Consider the following 16,353-nt stretch of genomic DNA (forward strand, 5'->3'; position numbering starts at 1 on the left):
GAGCGGCGGCCCCGGGGTTACCCCGAACCGCCGCCCGTACGGGGGAGAGGTGAACTGCTGTGGCAGGAGAGGTTCCACCGAACACGGGGGCCAGTCCGGACACGTCCGGTGACGTCACGCCATTTATGCTCAGCCACATGATGGGGTTCGGCCCCCTCGTCAGCACCGTGCAGACGAACGTCAGCGCCGCCGACCTGGTGTCCGCCTTCGGCAAGAAGGACGTCAAGGTCGAGCTCGACACGCTCACCGCGTTCGCCAAGAAGATCGAAGCCCTGCTCCAGGCCATGGAGGGCTCCCCGGCGGCCCCGTACAAACTCCAGGAACAGAAGCTGACCGGCGGAAGCTTCGCCAGCGCGGAGTTCGCCGAAGCGACGGCCCTGACCGCGGCCTACGACAAGGTGCACACCCAGCTCGTCAAGCTGCACAAGGACTTCGTGTCGCAGATCGAGGCGATGAAGACCGCGGTCGCGGCGACGGCGGGCAACTACTCGGCCAACGAGGACGACACGGCGGCCGCACAGAACGCCGTCGCGAAGAACGCGGGCGGCCCCACACCGCCGCGGGCCGGCGGCGAGGGCTTCTGATGGTGGTCGGCGAGGGCGCCCACGGGGAAACGGGGAGTAAGTAGTGGCAGACGGAACGAACTTCGAGGGCGTCGGACACGCCCAGCTCAAGAAAATGGTCCAGAGCACCGACCCCACGACGGTGCTGAGCCGCGGCACCCAGCTGCAGTCGGCCGGCCGTGTCCTGAAGGAACTCGGCGCGGCACTCAAATCGCACATCGGCAACGTCAGCTGGGAAGGGCCGGCCGCCGAGAGCTTCAAGACCTGGGCCGGCAACCTGCAGCAGTCTGCCGCGTTGCTCGGTGACTACTCCACAACCGCCGGCGACGCCATGCACCAGGCCGGTGAGGCACTCAGCACCGCCAAGGTGGCCGTGCCGGACGTGCCACACGACGATGTCGACATCGTCAAGACACGCTCGACCCAGGGGGCGCCCAACCAGTTGGCGCTCACGAGCGCCAACTTCACCCCGGCCGGGCCGACCACCGCCACCGTCGACGCCATGATGAAGAAGCAGAACTGCTCCTGGGTCACCGAGACGGAGGCTCTGGCCGCCTCCCAGCGGGTCTACAAGGCTCACCAGGAAGCCATCCACCAGATGGAGAAGCTGGGGCAGGCGTACGAAGCCGCGACGACGAAGCTGGCCGGGCTCGGGGACGTGGCTCTACCGGGCACGCCGGATGCGAGTAAGAGCCGAGACGATGTGTCGGATTATCCAAAGGGTGGCAGCTACGGCGGCTACGGCGGTTCCGTCCGCAGCCCTCGTACGGGCAGTGGCGTCACCACCAGAGGGAGTTACAGCCTGCCAGGTGGAACCTATGGTGGCGGCTCGGCTGCACCCCGCAACCTGGGGTCGAGCTCGCAAGGCCCGCTCGTGCCAGGCCACGCCGACCCGATTCCGCCGCGAAGCGGTGGCCAGGTGCCGCCGACGCCGGTGGGCCCGGGTTCCTCGACGCCTCCCTCTGTGTCGTCGGAACCCGTCCACCGTCCCGGTACCGGCCTCGACAGCCTGCCGACCGTGCCGACCCTGCCAGGTCAGATCGGCCCGCTCGGCCCCAGTGGTGGTGGAAGTCTCTCGCCTGACGGTCCGAGTGGGATTCCCGGATACCCGGGTGGTCCGGGTGGCGGCCCGGTGACCGGTTTCCCGGCCGGGGTCGGCGGTGGCTCGATCCCGGCCAAGGGTGGTGGCGGATCCGTCTCCGGCAGGGGCGGGGGCTCGATCCCCGCCCGTACGGCTCCGTTCGGCGGTGGCTCGGTGCCGGGGAAGTCCGGTGGCAGCCCGGGTCTGCCCAGCGGGACGGTCTTCGGCGCGCGCGAGGCCCAGGCAGGTCGGGCGGGAGCAGCCGGCAGCACGGGCGGGGTGGGCGGCATGCACCCAGGGATGGGTGGTGGTTCCGGAGTCGTTGGTTCGGGTGGCAGCTCGCGGGGCCGGGGTCTGACCTCGACCGGAGGGGGAGCGGTCGGCGGCCGCAAGGGACCGGCTGCTGGCGGGGAGTTCACGCCGGGTGGTACGGGCCTGCGTAACCGGGCGGCTGCTGCGGGAGTCGCCGAGGGTGAAGCCCGTTCGGGGCAGAACGGCATGATGGCCCCTGGAACGGCGGGTCACTCCGGGCGGAACGAGCGCGATCGCCGCAAGCGGGCCGACTACCTCCACGAGGACGAGGAGACCTGGACCAGCGGTACGCCGCACAGCAACCCGGACGTGATTGAGTAGGACGGCAACGACTGCCCGGCCACTGGGCTCTCCCGGTGGCCGGGCAGACCTGTTCGGGGCACGCTCCCCGGTCGACGGAGAGATTGACGAGGAGTTGCGATGGGGCGGACGAGCGCGCGCGCACGTTGGCGGATGTTCGCTGCGGCGCTTCTGGTGACGGGCGTCATGGCCGGTCCGGCGGCACCACTGGCGATCGCAGGCGATTCGATCCGCGAGGATCAATGGCATCTGGATGCCATGCATGCATCGGAGATGTGGAAGATCTCCAAGGGGGAGAGCGTTACCGTCGCAGTGATCGACGGCGGATTCAAGTTGGATCACCCGGATTTGATGGGGCAGTTTATTCCGGGTAAGGACTTCAGTGGAAGCCCTGGTGGCGTCGGATCCTATGCGGAGGGGCATGGTACGCAGATGGCCAGCCTCATTGCAGGGTCCGGAAAATCCGACGGCGGAAAAGGCGCTTACGGCCTTGCTCCTGGCGCTAAAATCCTTCCGTTGAAGATTTCCAACGGATCCGATGGGGCGGTGATTTCGTCCGATTTCCTTGGGCAGATTGGCCAGGCCGTCACCTATGCAGTCGAGCAAGGTGTCAAGGTCATCAACATTTCTCAGGGAACTTCTGCTGTCGCGACTCACCCTGAAGATGTTGCGAAGCTGAATACTATCCTGGCTTGGGCGCGAGCGAAGGGGTCGCTGGTAGTTTCCAGTGTCGGGAATTCAGCCCAGTCGGGAAATCTTGTGGAATATCCGGGCGCGCTCCCCAATGTTGTTGGAGTGGGGGCGGTCGGCCGCGATGTTATTGCGACATCGGAGTCACAGCAGGGTCCGCAGGTAGTCCTCGCAGCTCCTGGTGTCGATATGATCGAGGCTTGCACGGGGAAAACTGGATACTGCAAGAGTCATGGCACCTCGGATTCTGCTGCATTGGTGTCCGCCTCGGCTGCATTGATCTGGTCTATTCACAAGGATTGGTCGGCGAATCAGGTTCTGCGGGTGTTGATCAATACGGCCGGGAAGCCGACTGATGGATCCGTCCGCAACAACGATGTCGGTTATGGCGTAGTGCGGCCTCGGGTCGCTCTGGCGGACCCTGGTGATCCCGGCCCGGCGGACGTGTCTCCGGTTCCGGCGGCGGAGACTGCGCCTTCGGCCAGCCCGTCCGCGTCGGCGGGCCCGTCGGCGGCGCCGAGTTCGGCCGCCCCGAGTCCGAGTGAGGTGGCCGTGGGGGCGCCTCCGGTGGGGCCGGCGGCGGAGAAGTCCTCTGGCTTGGGTGGTGTGTTGCCGGTCGTGGCCGGTGTGGTGGGTGGGTTGGTGCTGGTCGCCGGTGTGGTGTTCGTCGTGCTGCGGCGGCGGAAGGCCAGCGGACAGCCTGCGGTGCCGCCGGGGGAGGACCCGTACGTGCGGTGATCCGGGGGCCTGCGCTGGTGTGCGCCTGCGGTGTTGAGCCGGGGGCGCGTGGGGTGGGGGTGTGCGCGGGGGTCACTCGGGTGGGGGCTGGTGGCGGGGCGGGCTGGTGTCCAGGGTGGTGGTATGGATGCGGAGGAAGCCCGGCGGGCGGGGCAGTTGAGGCGTGCGGCGGCTGCGGCGCTGATCGGTACGGCGATCGAGTTCTACGACTTCTTTTTGTACGGGACGGCGGCGGCCTTGGTGTTCGGGTCGGTGTTCTTTCCTGAACTGGGCACGGTGGGGGCGCTGTTGGCGGCGTTCTCGGTGTACGCGGTGGCGTTCCTGGCCCGGCCGCTGGGGGCGGTGGTGTTCGGGCATTTCGGGGACCGGGTGGGGCGGAAGGCGACGCTGGTGGTGTCGCTGCTGTTGATGGGGCTGTCGACGGCGGCGGTGGGGGTGTTGCCGGGGTTCGGGTCGTGGGGGTGGTGGGCGCCGGCGGCCCTGGTGGCGTTGCGGGTGTGTCAGGGCGTGGGGTTGGGCGGGGAGTGGGGCGGGGCGGCGCTGCTGATCGCGGAGAACGCGCCGGCCGGGCGGCGGGGGCGGTACGGGGCGTTCCTGCAGTTGGGGCCGACGAGCGGGTTCGTGTTGGCGAACGGGGTGTTCCTGGCGGTCCAACTCGGCCTGGACGAGCGGGCGTTCCGGGAGTGGGGCTGGCGGGTGCCGTTCCTGGCGTCGTTGGGGCTGGTGGCGGTGGGGCTGTTCGTGCGGCTGCGGTTGGAGGAGACGCCGCTGTTCCGGCCGGACGAGCCGAGGGACCGGGCGCCGGTGGTGGAGGTGTTGCGCGGGCACTGGCGCACGGTGCTGCTGGGCTGCGGGGCGATCACCGTGGGGTACGCGCTGTTCTACCTGACCACGACGTACGCGTTGGCGTACGCGACGTCCGGGCTCGGGGTGGCGAGTTCGCTGGTGCTGGTGATGCTGCTGGTGGGCGCGCTGGGCATGGGCGTGACGGTGTGGGTGAGCGCGTCGCGCAGTGACGGCTGGGGGCGGCGGCGGACGCTGTGCTGGGCGACGGGCCTGGCGGCGGGGTGGTCGCTGGTGCTGTTCCCGCTGCTGGAGACGGTGCGCCGGCCGTTGATGTTCGTGGCGCTGGCGGGTGCGCTGGTGGTGCTGGGGTGCCTGATGGGGCCGGTGGCGGCGTTCCTGCCGGAGTTGTTCCCGACCCGGGTGCGGTACACGGGTGCCGCGTTGACGTACAACCTGGGCGGCGTGGTGGGCGGGGCGACGACGCCGCTGGTGGCGACGCGGCTGACGGAGGCGTACGGGACGGCGGAGCCGGTCGGCTGGTACCTGGTGGGGTTGGGCGCGGTGGCGCTGGGGTGCCTGTGGCTGCTGCCGGAGACCGGCGGCGCGGAGTTGGGGGCGGTGGACGGCGGACGCCGCCGGGCGCCCCTCCTGGGGGCGGACCCGGCGGCGTAGGTGCCGACCGTGCGGTGCGGTCAGCCGGCGAGGGCGGCGCGGCCGGCCAGCACGACGGCGGTGTGCTGGGCGACCCGCTCGCCGAGGTACTCGGCGGTCGCGATGTCGGCCTTGTGCACGGCCTCGGGGCCGGCGTCGGACGGGCTGGAGGCGGCGGCGCCGTTGAAGAAGCCGAGGCGGTTGAGGTCGTTCTCGGTGGCGGTGGTGGCGTTCCAGCCGGGCTTGAGGCCGAGGTTGACCCAGCTCATGGCGTGCTGGGCGGCGAGGGTCTGGAAGAAGCCGAGGGTGCCGGCCTTGTCGCCGCTCTTGGAGGCGGAGTTGGTGAAGCCGGCGGCGACCTTGTCCCGCCAGGCGTCGGAGAACCAGCGCTTGCTGGTGGCCTCGGCGAAGACGTGGAAGGCGCCGGAGGCGGTGCCCATGTAGGTGGGGGAGCCGAAGACGATCGCGTCCGCGGCGTCGAGCTGGGCCCACTGCTCGTCGGTGATGGTGTCGACGGCGATCGAGACGACCTCGGCGCCGGCGGCGGCGGCGCCGCGGGCGACGGCCTCGGCGATGACGGCGGTGTGGCCGTAGCCGGAGTGGTAGGCGAGGGCGACGGTCGGGCGGATGGCGGTCATGCGGGGGCACTCCTGTACGGGTACGGGCAGGGGCAGGGCAGGGCAACGCAGGCAAGGCAGGGGGAAGGCAAGGGGCGGCGAGGGCCTGCTGCCGCACCCCGGCCCATCGACTGGTCTCTAATATAGACCAAGTCTCCATTGGTTACCAAGGGTGGATTGGAGACCGTGGGGCTACCCTGGACAGCATGACGACGGAGGAAGCGGCCCGGGCGGAGAGCGGCACCGGGCGGCAGGGGCAGGAACGGGAGGGCGGGCAGGACCGGGAGCAGGAGCTCGACGTCTTCGCCCAGCTCTGTCCCAGCCGCGCGATGTTCGCCGAACTGGCCGACAAGTGGTCGATGTTGATCCTGATGAGCCTCGCCGCCTGCGGGCAGCAGCGGTTCTCCGAACTGCAGCGCGGCGTCGGCGGGGTCAGCCGCAAGATGCTCACCCAGTCGCTGCGCAGCCTGGAGCGCAGCGGACTGGTGCGCCGCACCGTGTTCCCGGAGACGCCGCCGCGGGTGGTCTACGACCTGCTGCCGCTTGGCCGGGAGCTGGCTGTACTGCTGGCGCCGCTCGGCCGGTGGACGGAGCAGCGGACCGGGCAGATGCTGGCCGCCCGCGAGGAGTTCGACGAGACGCACGCCGAAGGCTGACCGCGCGCACGCCGAAGGCTGGCCGCGCGCGCCGAGGGCTGGCCGGGCCCGCGCCGAGGGGCGGGTGCCCGCCCGCCGGGGGTCGGTCCGGCGTGCGCCGGGGCCGCGGACCCGATTTCCCTTCCTGGCCGCCAGCCGTGTAATGTCTTCCTTGTTCGACCGGCCCGGCGAAAGCCCGGCAAGCCCCTATAGCTCAGTCGGTAGAGCGTCTCCATGGTAAGGAGAAGGTCTGCGGTTCGATTCCGCATGGGGGCTCCATTCGAAGGCCCTCGCTTCATGGCGAGGGCCTTTTGCTGTTCCCCGATCAGACCGTCGGGCCCGGTGCGGAGGCCGAGCGCGGCGGCCTAGCGGGTCGGGTACGGAATGCGCTGTGATGGTGCGTCATCGGCCGCCCGCCCATGGGGTGCGGGCGCGAGCCGAACCCCGACCGGGAGGGCGTCATGGGCGTTCGACTCGTGGTGGTCGACGATCACCGGCTGTTGGCCGAGGCGCTGGCCACGGCGTTGCAGCTGCGCGGCCACCGGGTGCTCGCGGTCGGCTGCCCGGCCGGGGTCGCGGCCGATCTGGTGGTCGGCCGGCGGCCGGAGGTGTGTCTGCTGGGGGTGTCCGCGCCGAGTGAGCCGGCGGCTTTCGACGGGCTGCGCCGGATCCGCCGGGAGCGTCCCGAGGTGGCCGTGATCGTGCTCGGTCCGGTGGGTGAACTGCGCGGTGTGGCGGGGGCGTTCGCGGCCGGGGCGGCGGGGTACGTGCCGAGCGACGAGCGGATCGGGGTGGTCGAGCGGGCGATCGGGCGGGCCCGGGCGGGCGAGGCGGCGGTGGCCGTGGACGTGCTGCGCGGGGCCTTCGACCAGTTGCTGCGGCCGGTCGCCGAGCCGGACGACGAGGCGGTGCGGCTGCTGCGGCTGCTGACCCGCCGTGAGGTGCAGGTGCTGGCCCGGATCGCGGACGGGGAGGACACGGCGGCGATCGCCGCCGGGATGCGGATCGCCGCGAGCACCGCCCGGACGCACGTCCAGCGGGTGCTGATGAAGCTCGGTGCGCGGACCCGGCTGGAGGCGGCCGCGGTGGCGGCCCGTACCGGGCTGCTGGAGCGGATGGCCGGCGGCTGAGGGGGGCTCGGGGTCCGTGAAACCGGCTCCCGGGCGGCCCGTTCACATGGTCCTGGGCACTCCGGCGGGCAGGGAGAATAGCCTCAGTCGTACACACGTCATCGACGGCCGCCGCTGACCGGCGGACCGTCGCCCGCTGGAGGTCTCATCATGAGTAAGTACCTGGTCACGGGTGGCGCCGGCTACGTCGGCAGCGTGGTGGCCGCCCACCTGCTGGAGGCGGGGCACCAGGTGACCGTCCTGGACGATCTCTCCACCGGTTTCCGCGAGGGCGTCCCGGTCGGTGCCGAGTTCGTCGAGGGTCGGGTCCAGGAGGCCGGCCGGGTGCTGGACGGTTCCTTCGACGGCGTGCTGCACTTCGCCGCCTCCTCGCAGGTCGGCGAGTCGGTCGTGGACCCGGAGAAGTACTGGCGCAACAACGTGGCGGGTTCGCTGGAGCTGGTCGCGGCGATGCGCGCGGCGGGTGTGCGCAAGCTGGTGTTCTCGTCCACCGCCGCCGTCTACGGCGAGCCGGAGGTCGTGCCGATCGCGGAGACCGCCCGCACCTCGCCGACCAACGCCTACGGCGCCACCAAGCTCGCCGTGGACCACCTGATCACCAGCGAGGCCGTCGCGCACGGCCTGGCCGCCGTCTCGCTGCGCTACTTCAACGTGGCCGGTGCGTACGGCGCGTACGGGGAGCGCCACGACCCCGAGTCGCACCTGATCCCGCTGGTGTTCCAGGCGGCGCTGGGTCAGCGCCCGCACATCGCGGTGTACGGCGAGGACTACCCGACCCCGGACGGCACCTGCATCCGCGACTACATCCACGTCGCGGACCTGGCCGACGCGCACCTGCTGGCGCTGGACGCGGCCAAGCCGGGCGAGCACCTGATCTGCAACCTGGGCAACGGCAGCGGCTTCTCGGTGCGCGAGGTGATCGAGTCGGTCCGGCGCGTCACCGGCCGGGAGATCCCGGTGCAGGCGGCCGGCCGCCGGGCCGGCGACCCGGCCGTGCTGGTGGCCTCGGCGGCCCGCGCCCACGAGGCGCTGGGCTGGACGCCGCGCCGCCCGAACCTGGACGACATCGTCGCCGACGCCTGGAAGTTCGCCCTGGAGAAGCACGGCAAGTAGGCCGCAGGACCCCGCAGGCGCCGCTCCCGGAGGTTCGGGGGCGGCGCCTCGGCGTTGCCCGCTTCGACCGGTGATGGCGTGAAATCCCGCCACTCGCGCACCTCCTGACGAAACTTCACCAAACCGCCACGAGGGGGTTTCCCGGCCCGTACGCTGAGTGCGGTACCGGTGGGGGCCGGCGCCCTTTTCGGCCTCACCGGCCACCGGTGGGCGGGCGGAGTGACGGGCCCAGACCGCGGGTGCCGGGGCCGGTCCCCGCCCCCGGGCTCGGGCCGGTCTGAGCAGGGGGGTAGTGACGATGGGGCGGATCCGCGTCCTGGTGGTCGACGACCACCGGATCTTCGCCGAGGCCCTGGCCGCGGCGCTCGCCGCCGAGCCCGACGTGGAGGTGGGGGCGGCCGGCAGCGGGGCCGCCGCCGAGCGGGCGCTGGAGCGTGCCGCCGTCGAGGGGCGGGCCTTCGACGTGGTCCTGATCGACGCCGACCTGGGGGCCGAGGGCACTGCTTCGGCGGGTGTCCGGAGCCGGCTCGGCCCGGACGCGGCCGACGCGGCCCGGCGGCGGCCGGCCCCGGCGGTGCCGCCGCCCCGCCACCCGGTCGGCCCGCCGGTGGCGCAGTCCGGCGGCCGCCCGGTGGACCTGTTGCGCCCGGGCGGGCGCGGCACGGAACCGGTCCGCTCCGACGCGTACCGGGCCGACCAGCTCAGAACCACGCCTCCGGCACCGGACGGCATCACCCTGCTCGCCCGGGTCCGCCGCGCCCATCCGGGGCTGCGGGCGGTCGTGCTGGCCGTCGCCGACGACCCGCACCGCGCCGCCCGGGCCCTGCACGCGGGCGCCACCGGCTGGGTGGCCAAGGAGAGTTCGCTGGCCCGGCTGCTCTCCGTGGTCCGGGGGGTGCTGCGGGACGAGACGCACCTGCCGCCCGCGCTGCTGACCGGGGTGATCCGCGAGCTGACCACCGCCCGGCGGGACCGCACCGAGAGCGAGCGGCTGGTCGACACCCTCACTCCGCGGGAGAAGCAGATCCTGCGCTGCATGGTCGCGGGCCTGGGTCGGCAGGCGGTCGCGGAGCGGCTCTACCTGTCGCCGCACACCGTCCGGACGCACATGCAGAACGTGCTCGGCAAGCTCGGGGTGCACTCCACGCTGGCCGCGGTGGCGGTGGCCCGCCGGGCCGGGGTCAGCCCGGCCGAGCCGGCCCTGCCGGCGCCGCCGTCCGTCGTGACCGCGGTGGACCGGACGTGAACTCCGGGGCGCGGATCAGCCCGGGATGTTGTCGAACGGGGCGACCAGCTGCCGCAGGAGCGCGGCGAGTTCGCCCTGCTGGCCGGAGCTGAGCTGGGCGAGCAGTTCGCGTTCGTGCGTGAGCAGTCCGGCGAGTGCCTGGTCGGCGCGGTCGCGGCCGTCGTCGGTGAGCCGGACGAGCACGCCGCGCCGGTCGTCCGGGTCGGGCAGGCGCTTGACCAGGCCCTTGCCGGTGAGGCGGTCGATGCGGTTGGTCATGGTGCCGGAGGTGACCAGGGTCTGGGTGAGCAGCTGGCCGGGGGAGAGCTGGTAGGGGGAGCCGGCCCGGCGCAGGGCGGTCAGGACGTCGAACTCCCAGGGCTCCAGCCCGTGCTCGGCGAAGGCGGTGCGGCGGGCGCGGTCGAGGTGCCGGGCGAGTCTGCTGACCCGGCTGAGTACCTCCAGCGGCTCCACGTCGAGGTCGGGGCGCTCTCGGCGCCACGCTGCGACCAGCCTGTCGACCTCGTCCTCCATGACGATCAGTGTATCGGTGGATGTGTCGATGTGAAGTCTCTTGACGTCGAGAAATGTGCCAGCAAGGCTACCTGGGATATCTTGATGTCGAGATACTTGTGAGGTGGACCATGACCAGTCCCGTCTGGGACCCGGCGCAGTACCTGCGCTTCGCGGACGAACGCACCCGTCCGCTGCGCGACCTGCTCGCCCGCGTCCCCGCCCTCCCGAACCCGAGCGATCCCGTGATCCTCGACATCGGCTGCGGCCCCGGCAACTCCACCGCCGTGCTGCGCGCACGCTGGCCGCACGCCCGCCTCACCGGCATCGACAACTCCGCCCCGATGCTCGCCACCGCCCGCACCGACGGTGAGCCCACCGCCGACTACCTGCTCGCCGACGCCCGCGACTACGACCCGGCCCCGGCCGGACCCGACCTGATCGTCTCCAACGCCACGCTGCAGTGGATCGACGGCCACCTCGACCTCGTCCCGCGCTGGGCCGGCGCCCTGCCGCCCGGCGGCACCGTCGCCTTCCAGGTCCCCGGCAACTTCGACGCCCCCAGCCACACCCTGCTCGCCGAACTCCGGCGAAGCCCCCGCTGGCGCGGCCTCCTCGGCGACGACGCCGCCAGGGCCGGCGTCCACCCGCCCGAGCGCTATCTGGACGCCCTCACCGCCGCCGGCTGCGCGCCCGACGTCTGGGAGACCACCTACCGCACCCTGCTCCCGGGCCCGGACCCGGTCCTCGCCTGGGTCAAGGGCACTGCCCTGCGCCCCGTCCTCACCCGGCTGACCGACCCCGCCCGCCGAGCCGCCTTCCTCGCCGAGTACGGGGCGCTCCTGCGCGAGGCCTACCCGGCCGGGTCGCACGGCACCGTCTTCCCGTTCCGGCGGATCTTCGCCGTCGGGACCAGGGCCTGATGCGGGGCGGGAGGGCCGCCGGCCCTTCCGCCCGTCGGTCGCTCCTTCCGCCCGCCGGTCGGCCCTACCCCGCCGTCGGTTCGCCCGCTAGTCAGTCCTTGCGCCCGCCGACCAGCCTCGGGTGCCGCTCCAGGCCCTCCAGCCCGTGCCAGGCCAGGTTCACCAGGTGCGCCGCGACCTGCGCCTTGTCCGGCTTGCGGACCTCCAGCCACCACTGCCCGGTCAGCGCCACCATGCCGACCAGCATCTGCGAGTACATCGGGGCCAGTCGCGCGTCGAAGCCCCGGGACTTGAACTCCAGGCCGAGGATGTCCTCCACCTGCGTCGCGATGTCGCTGATCAGTGACGCGAAGGTGCCGGTCGACTGGGCCACCGGGGAGTCCCGGACCAGGATCCGGAAGCCGTCCGTCGAGGTGTCGATGTAGTCCATCAGCGCGAACGCGGCCTGCTCCAGCAGCTCCCGCGAGTGCCCGCCGGTCAGCGCCCCCGTGACCATGTCCAGCAGCAGTTGCATCTCGCGGTCCACCACCACCGCGTACAGCCCCTCCTTGCCGCCGAAGTGCTCGTACACCACCGGCTTCGACACCCCGGCCCGCTCGGCGATCTCCTCCACCGAGGTGCCGTCGTAGCCGCGCTCCGCGAACACCGTCCGGCCGATCTCCAGCAGCTGCTCCCGCCGCTGCTTGCCGGTCATCCGGACCCGCCCGCCCCGGCGGCGCGGCGCCGGGGCGGGCGCACCCCCCGAGGCGCCCCCGCCCGCCGGTGCAGCGGTTCGCGGACGGGCCGGCGCCGCGTCGGGCGCCGCGTCCGTCCGCGTGCTCTGGTGGCCGCCTGTGCTGTCTGCGCTGCTCCCGTTCACCCCTACATCATGCTGGAAGCGACGACTCATGCGGCGCGGCGGGCGGCGATCCGCTGCGCGTCCGGCCAACGGACGTCCCGGACCCAGCCGGCCAGCTCGAACCAGCGGATCAGCCGGGCCGAGGAGTCGATCTGCCCGCGCAGCACCCCGTGCCGGGCGGCCGTCGGGTCCGCGTGGTGCAGGTTGTGCCAGGACTCGCCGCAGGAGAGCACCGCCAGCCACCAGACGTTGCCCGAGCGGTCCCGGGAGCGGAACGGGCGGCGGCCGACGGCGTGGCAGATCGAGTTGATCGACCAGGTGACGTGGTGCAGCAGGGCCACCCGGACCAGCGATCCCCAGAAGAAGGCGGACAGCGCGCCCGACCAGGACAGCGTCACCAGCCCGCCGACCAGCGGGGGGAGCAGCAGCGAGATCATGGTCCAGAGCCAGAACAGCCGGGAGATCCGCCGTATGGCCGGATCGCGGACGAGGTCCGGCGCGTACGTGAGCTGCGGGGTCTGCTCCTCGTCGAACATCCAGCCCATGTGCGCCCACCACAGGCCCTTGAGCAGGGCCGGGAGGTTCTCCCCGTAGCGCCACGGCGAGTGCGGGTCGCCGTCCTTGTCGCTGAACCGGTGGTGCTTGCGGTGGTCGGCCACCCAGCGCACCAGCGGGCCCTCGACCGCCAGGCTGCCGGCGACCGCGAGGGCGAGCCGCATCGGGCGGTTGGCCTTGAACGCGCTGTGGGTGAAGTAGCGGTGGTAGCCGACGGTGATGCCGTGGCAGGTGAGGAAGTACATGGCGACGGTGATCGCCGCGTCCGTCCACCCCAGTCCCCACCCCCAGGCCACCGGCACGGCGGCCAGCAGCGCGGTGAACGGCAGGAGGATGAACAGCCCGAGCGCGAGCCGTTCGGCGAGGCCCTGCTTCTCCCCGCCGCGGGTGGCGGACAGTCGGGTGGCGGTGTCGGTGGGATCGGGGGATTCGGTGGGAAGCGCGGCGTTCCCCGCGCTCGGCTCGCCGGCCTTGGTGGTCATGGGCGTCCCTTTGCGACATCCCTGTGCGGGAGGGAGGAGCGGAGGCTACGTTGGCGTAACCTACGGCATCGTAGGTTGCGCTCCGTGGCGAAGGGAACACGCCGCCGCACGGCGCTTGAGTGAATTCACCCGACTGGATGGATGAACCGGCGGCCCGGCTTGTTCGACCGCTCCCGGCGGATCGGGGCCTGCGGATCGCGGCAGTTGATACCCATGGCAGGGTCGACTCGGGTAGGGTCTGAGCAACCATCCGCCGTGGTGTAATGGCAGCACAGGGCCCTTTGGAGGCCTTTGTCTGGGTTCGAATCCTAGCGGCGGAGCCTCTGCACGCCTCAGGTTCGGGCGTACCGCCGAACCGCCGGTATTGTCGGTGCTGCTCGGCGGACTGTGCGAATGGCGACCGGCCTCGGTCCGGTCCGGGCCCGTTCTGCCCGCCCTGTGAACCGACCGAGGAGCCTCCCCGCATGGGTGCCAATTCGCTTGCCGCCGTTGTCGTGCTCGCCGCCGGTGGCGGGACCCGGATGAAGTCGAACAAGCTGCCCAAGGTGCTGCACGAGGTCTGCGGCCGGTCGCTGGTGGGTCATGCCGTCTCGGCGGCCCGCGAACTGACGCCGGAACAGCTCGTCGTGGTGGTCGGACACCAGCGGGAGCAGGTCCAGGAGCACCTCGCGGCGCACTACCCGGCGGCCCGTCCGGTGGTGCAGGAGGAGCAGAAGGGCACCGGGCACGCGGTGCGCACGGCGCTGGAGGCGCTGGCCGCCGACGGCGTGGTGCTGGACGGCACGGTGATCGTCACCGCAGGGGACTCCCCGCTGCTGACCGGGGACACGCTGCGCCGCCTGGCGAAGGCCCACGCCGGCCAGGACAACGGGGTCACCGTCCTGACCGCCGTCGTCCCCGAGCCCTTCGGCTACGGCCGGATCCTGCGGGACGAGGACGGCACCGTCGCCGCGATCGTCGAGGAGCGGGACGCCACCGCCGTCCAGCGCTCGATCGCCGAGATCAACTCGGGCGTCTTCGCCTTCGACGCCAAGCTGCTGGTCGAGGCGCTGGCCGAGCTCACCACGGACAACTCGCAGGGCGAGGAGTACCTCACCGACACCCTGGAGATCCTGCGCACCGCCGGGCACCGGGTGGGCGCTGTGGTCGCGGAGGACCACCGGGACATCCTGGGCATCAACGACCGGGTGCAGCTCGCGCAGGCCCGCCGGCTGCTGAACGACCGCCTGCTGGAGCGGGCGATGCGGGCCGGCGTCACCGTGGTGGACCCGGCGACCACCTGGATCGACGTGCAGGTGACGTACGAGCCGGACGCCCTCGTGCTGCCGAACACCCAGCTGCACGGTGCCACCCACCTGGGCGAGGGCTGCGAGGTCGGCCCGAACTCGACCCTGACCGACACCCTGATCGGCGCCGGCGCCCGTGTGAGCAACACCACGGCGGACCGCGCCGAGGTGGGCGAGCTGGCCACCGCCGGCCCGTACGCCTACCTGCGGCCGGGGGCCAAGCTGGCCCGCAAGGCGAAGGTCGGCACCTACGTCGAGGTGAAGAACTCCGAGCTGGGCGAGGGGGCCAAGGTGCCGCACCTCTCCTACATCGGGGACGCCACGATCGGCGAGGGCGCCAACGTCGGCGCGGCCTCGGTCACCGTGAACTACGACGGCGTCAACAAGCACCGCACGGTGATCGGTGCGCACTGCCGCACCGGTTCCGACAACATGTTCATCGCCCCGGTGGCGATCGGGGACGGCGCCTACACCGCGGCCGGTTCGGTGATCACCACCGACGTCCCGCCCGGCGCGCTCGGAGTGAGCCGGGCGCACCAGCGCAACATCGAGGGCTGGGTGGAGCGCAAGCGCCCGGGGACCACCTCCGCGCAGGCCGCGAAGGCCGCGACGGACGGGGCCGCGGACGCCTGACGGGACGGGCGGGAGCCCGAGGGCGGTCCCGGGGCGGACGGTTTCTGCGTGGGCGCGTAACCTTGGGGTCATACGTGCGCCACTGGGCTTACGGCCCGTGTCCAGGCGTACCGACAATTCCCCCGACCCCGTGCGAGCCGGCTGCGCCTGCCCGCACGGGACGACGGGGTTCAGCGTCAGCAACGCGAGGAGACGGTGCAGTGAGCGGGATCACGACGTCGGGTGAGAAGAAACTCAAGCTCTTCTCCGGCCGTGCCCACCCGGAACTGGCGAGGGAGGTGGCCGAGGCGCTCGGGACCGAGCTCGTCCCGACCAAGGCCCTGGACTTCGCCAACGGCGAGATCTACGTCCGCTTCCTGGACTCGGCCCGCGGCGCGGACTGCTTCGTGATGCAGAGCCACACGGCTCCCATCAACCAGTGGATCATGGAACAGCTGATCATGATCGATGCGCTGAAGCGGGCCTCCGCCAAGAGCATCACCGCGATCCTGCCGTTCTACGGGTACGCCCGCCAGGACAAGAAGCACCTGGGCCGCGAGCCCATCTCGGCGCGCCTGGTCGCCGACCTGCTGCGCCAGGCGGGCGCCGACCGGCTGATGGCCGTGGACCTGCACACCGCGCAGATCCAGGGCTTCTTCGACGGCCCGGTGGACCACCTGTTCGCGCTGCCGATGCTGGCGGACTACGTGGGCGGGAGGGTGGACCGCTCCAAGCTGACCATCGTGTCGCCGGACGCCGGCCGGGTGAAGGTGGCCGACCAGTGGTGCGACCGGCTGGACGCGCCGCTGGCGATCATCCACAAGCGCCGCGACATGACCCAGGCCAACACCATCCTGTCGGCCGAGGTCGTCGGTGACGTCAAGGACCGGGTCTGCGTCCTGGTCGACGACATGATCGACACCGCCGGCACGATCTGCGCCGCGGCCGACGCGCTGTTCGACAACGGTGCGGCGGACGTCCTGGTGGCGGCCACCCACGGCGTGCTCTCCGGCCCGGCCGCGGACCGGCTGAAGAACTCGCGGGTGAGCGAGTTCGTGTTCACCAACACGCTGCCGACCCCGGCGCAGATCCAGCTGGACAAGATCACCACGCTGTCCATCGCCCCCTCGATCGCGGCCGCGATCCGCGAGGTGTTCGAGGAGGGTTCGGTCACGAGCCTCTTCGAGGGCGTGCACTGACGAAGCCCGACGGCGGGGGGGGGGGGGGGGGGGGGGGGGGGGGGGGGGGGGGGGGGGGGGGGGGGGGGGGGGGGGGGGGGGGGGGGGGGGGGGGGGGGGGGGGG

15 protein-coding genes and 2 tRNA genes are annotated in these 16,353 nt (G+C 72.0%); 13 read left to right on the top strand and 4 right to left on the bottom strand.

What is annotated here, in order from left to right; genetic code table 11:
* The first annotated feature begins 137 nt into the window (after positions 1 to 137).
* From AC07AL_RS21585 to AC07AL_RS21600, 4 genes are all read left to right on the top strand, one after another.
* Positions 138 to 584 (top strand): hypothetical protein, encoded by a 447-nt coding sequence (locus tag AC07AL_RS21585; protein WP_363585331.1) that lies wholly within the window; start codon positions 138 to 140, stop codon positions 582 to 584.
* A 43-nt stretch (positions 585 to 627) separates the two neighbouring features.
* Entirely contained in the window at positions 628 to 2,277 is a 1,650-nt protein-coding gene (locus tag AC07AL_RS21590; RefSeq protein WP_478317954.1) for a WXG100 family type VII secretion target, read from the top strand.
* Between the two features lie 99 nt (positions 2,278 to 2,376).
* On the top strand, positions 2,377 to 3,684 hold the full coding sequence (locus tag AC07AL_RS21595) for a S8 family serine peptidase (RefSeq protein ID WP_400988688.1): 1,308 nt from the start codon (positions 2,377 to 2,379) through the stop codon (positions 3,682 to 3,684).
* A gap of 123 nt (positions 3,685 to 3,807) precedes the next feature.
* Positions 3,808 to 5,142 carry an MFS transporter gene (locus AC07AL_RS21600; RefSeq protein WP_478317955.1) on the top strand — a complete coding sequence of 445 codons (1,335 nt, stop codon included), beginning with the start codon at positions 3,808 to 3,810 and terminating at the stop codon, positions 5,140 to 5,142.
* 20 nt (positions 5,143 to 5,162) lie between these two features.
* On the opposite strand, the gene AC07AL_RS21605 is transcribed toward AC07AL_RS21600, so the two are convergent.
* Positions 5,163 to 5,759 carry a flavodoxin family protein gene (locus AC07AL_RS21605; protein WP_063348057.1) on the bottom strand — a complete coding sequence of 199 codons (597 nt, stop codon included), beginning with the start codon at positions 5,757 to 5,759 and terminating at the stop codon, positions 5,163 to 5,165.
* 185 nt (positions 5,760 to 5,944) lie between these two features.
* On the opposite strand from AC07AL_RS21605, the gene AC07AL_RS21610 reads away from it, so the two are divergent.
* From AC07AL_RS21610 to AC07AL_RS21630, 5 genes are all read left to right on the top strand, one after another.
* On the top strand, positions 5,945 to 6,394 hold the full coding sequence (locus tag AC07AL_RS21610; RefSeq protein ID WP_363585326.1) for a winged helix-turn-helix transcriptional regulator: 450 nt from the start codon (positions 5,945 to 5,947) through the stop codon (positions 6,392 to 6,394).
* A 182-nt stretch (positions 6,395 to 6,576) separates the two neighbouring features.
* Positions 6,577 to 6,652, top strand: a tRNA-Thr gene (locus AC07AL_RS21615).
* Positions 6,653 to 6,834: 182 nt separating this feature from the next.
* A complete protein-coding gene (locus AC07AL_RS21620; RefSeq protein ID WP_363585325.1) occupies positions 6,835 to 7,503 on the top strand; it encodes a helix-turn-helix transcriptional regulator in 669 nt (222 codons plus the stop codon).
* Between the two features lie 150 nt (positions 7,504 to 7,653).
* Positions 7,654 to 8,616: a UDP-glucose 4-epimerase GalE gene (gene galE / locus AC07AL_RS21625; RefSeq protein WP_350877731.1), complete on the top strand. Its 963-nt coding sequence runs from the start codon at positions 7,654 to 7,656 to the stop codon at positions 8,614 to 8,616.
* Between the two features lie 298 nt (positions 8,617 to 8,914).
* Positions 8,915 to 9,862, top strand: coding sequence for a response regulator transcription factor (locus AC07AL_RS21630; protein WP_363585324.1), 948 nt, complete (start codon positions 8,915 to 8,917; stop codon positions 9,860 to 9,862).
* A gap of 15 nt (positions 9,863 to 9,877) precedes the next feature.
* Here the strand turns inward: AC07AL_RS21630 and AC07AL_RS21635 are convergent, their stop codons facing one another.
* Entirely contained in the window at positions 9,878 to 10,375 is a 498-nt protein-coding gene (locus AC07AL_RS21635) for a MarR family winged helix-turn-helix transcriptional regulator (protein ID WP_363585323.1), read from the bottom strand.
* Positions 10,376 to 10,485: 110 nt separating this feature from the next.
* Between AC07AL_RS21635 and AC07AL_RS21640 the strand changes: the two genes are divergently transcribed.
* A complete protein-coding gene (locus AC07AL_RS21640; RefSeq protein ID WP_363585322.1) occupies positions 10,486 to 11,277 on the top strand; it encodes a methyltransferase domain-containing protein in 792 nt (263 codons plus the stop codon).
* A 91-nt stretch (positions 11,278 to 11,368) separates the two neighbouring features.
* Here the strand turns inward: AC07AL_RS21640 and AC07AL_RS21645 are convergent, their stop codons facing one another.
* Both AC07AL_RS21645 and AC07AL_RS21650 read right to left on the bottom strand, forming a co-directional pair.
* Positions 11,369 to 12,136: a TetR family transcriptional regulator gene (locus tag AC07AL_RS21645; RefSeq protein WP_079135661.1), complete on the bottom strand. Its 768-nt coding sequence runs from the start codon at positions 12,134 to 12,136 to the stop codon at positions 11,369 to 11,371.
* Positions 12,137 to 12,162: 26 nt separating this feature from the next.
* Positions 12,163 to 13,152 carry an acyl-CoA desaturase gene (locus AC07AL_RS21650; protein ID WP_363585321.1) on the bottom strand — a complete coding sequence of 330 codons (990 nt, stop codon included), beginning with the start codon at positions 13,150 to 13,152 and terminating at the stop codon, positions 12,163 to 12,165.
* Positions 13,153 to 13,401: 249 nt separating this feature from the next.
* Between AC07AL_RS21650 and AC07AL_RS21655 the strand changes: the two genes are divergently transcribed.
* From AC07AL_RS21655 to AC07AL_RS21665, 3 genes are all read left to right on the top strand, one after another.
* A tRNA-Gln gene (locus tag AC07AL_RS21655) sits at positions 13,402 to 13,472 on the top strand.
* Between the two features lie 144 nt (positions 13,473 to 13,616).
* The gene (gene glmU / locus AC07AL_RS21660) at positions 13,617 to 15,071 is read left to right on the top strand and encodes a bifunctional UDP-N-acetylglucosamine diphosphorylase/glucosamine-1-phosphate N-acetyltransferase GlmU (RefSeq protein WP_363630169.1); all 1,455 of its coding nucleotides are present in this window, start codon (positions 13,617 to 13,619) and stop codon (positions 15,069 to 15,071) included.
* 200 nt (positions 15,072 to 15,271) lie between these two features.
* Positions 15,272 to 16,249, top strand: coding sequence for a ribose-phosphate diphosphokinase (locus AC07AL_RS21665; protein ID WP_350877737.1), 978 nt, complete (start codon positions 15,272 to 15,274; stop codon positions 16,247 to 16,249).
* Positions 16,250 to 16,353: the final 104 nt, after the last annotated feature.

The sequence above is a fragment of the Kitasatospora sp. NPDC043949 genome, from assembly GCF_056435365.1.